The organism is Rhodococcus sp. ENV425 (assembly GCF_002887785.1).
In the GTDB taxonomy this organism is placed as follows: Bacteria; Actinomycetota; Actinomycetes; order Mycobacteriales; family Mycobacteriaceae; genus Rhodococcus; species Rhodococcus aetherivorans.
Window position 1 is genome coordinate 1 of sequence record NZ_PCZU01000210.1, and the last position, 1252, is coordinate 1252.

Annotated in this window: 1 protein-coding gene and 1 pseudogene; both read left to right on the forward strand. The window is 74.8% G+C overall.

What is annotated here, in order from left to right:
* A partial coding sequence (locus tag CQZ88_RS17665; protein WP_219727524.1) for a helix-turn-helix transcriptional regulator occupies window positions 1-474 on the forward strand: 474 nt, incomplete at its 5' end.
* Window positions 465-1252 (forward strand): annotated as a pseudogene (locus CQZ88_RS17670) (hypothetical protein); the annotation flags it as partial. The gene CQZ88_RS17665 and the pseudogene CQZ88_RS17670, both read left to right, overlap by 10 nt.

Genomic DNA, 1252 nt, shown 5'->3' on the forward strand with positions numbered 1-1252 from the left:
GTGCTGCAGGGCGATGCCGACCCCGCGCGCGTGCAGGCGGCCGCGGAATCGCTCGCCGCGATCGGCCTGCCGTGGGACGGGGCGCGGTTGGCCGGCGAGGCCGCGCTGCGCGTCGACGACACGGCGACGGCGACGGCATTGCTCCAGGTCGCACGGGCCGTGCGGCACCCGTCGGCCGCGCCGCGCACCGCCACGCCCACGCCCGCGGCCGACGCGCCGGCGGCGCCGAGCCCCCTGTCGGATCGGGAGGCGGAGGTCGCCGACCTCGTCGTCGCCGGCCTGACCTACCGCGAAGTAGGGTCGCGCCTGTACATTTCCGCGAAGACTGTCGAGCATCACGTCGCGCGCATCCGGCGGCGGCTCGGCGCCGGCTCGCGATCGGAGCTCATCTCGATGCTCCGTGCGCTCGGCCACGGCGCCGAGGTTCGGCAACCGGCAACCAGTGGGAACGGGGGGATTTCTGCATGTCCGTAGGCGTGGGCCTGAGAGTCGGCACCATCGTGTCCGCCGTGGCCGTCACCTCCGCCGAGGGCATCCGTCCCGACCCCGAGCCGGTCGAACGCCTCACCCGTCTGCACCTGCACTCGGACGGCACGGCAACGCTCGGCGTCCGTGACCCCGGCGCCGCCGACGAGTGCAGCTCCTTCTCCGGCTTCGTCGACCGAGTGGGCGAACCGGCCGGGGTGCGCGCCGAGGACGGCGTCCTCTCCCGCGCGGAGGACCTCGTCGCGACCGCGATGGAATGCCTGCTCGCCGACGCCGCACCCCTGGTCGGCGACGCCCCGGCGACCGTCGCCGCCGCACATCCCACCGCATGGTCGCCGGCGACCGTGGCGGTGCTTCGCAACGCTCTCGACTACGTCGGGCTGCGGCACGTCACCCTGATCTCCGACGCCGAGGCCGTCGCGGCCTGGTTCGAGTCCCGGGTCGCACAGCAGAGCGGCCGGCTCGTCGCCGTCTATCACCTCGACGCCGGCGGATCGACGGTGACGCTCGTGCGGTCCGGTGTCGCCGCGGGCCGCTCGTTCCGTTACCCCGAGGGGGACGCCCCGTCGGTACCCGCGCAGCTGTCGGCCGCGCTCGGCGCGTTCGGCTGGCTCGTCAGCAACCTCGACGCCGTCGTGATCAGCACCGAGGAGCCGGTGGACCCGTCGGCGGCGCAACTCGTCGCGCAGACAGTGAAGGCCGGTATGGGCGTGCGGTGCGTGCTGCCGCCGCAGCCGCAGCACGCGGTGGTGCGGGGCGCGGCGCT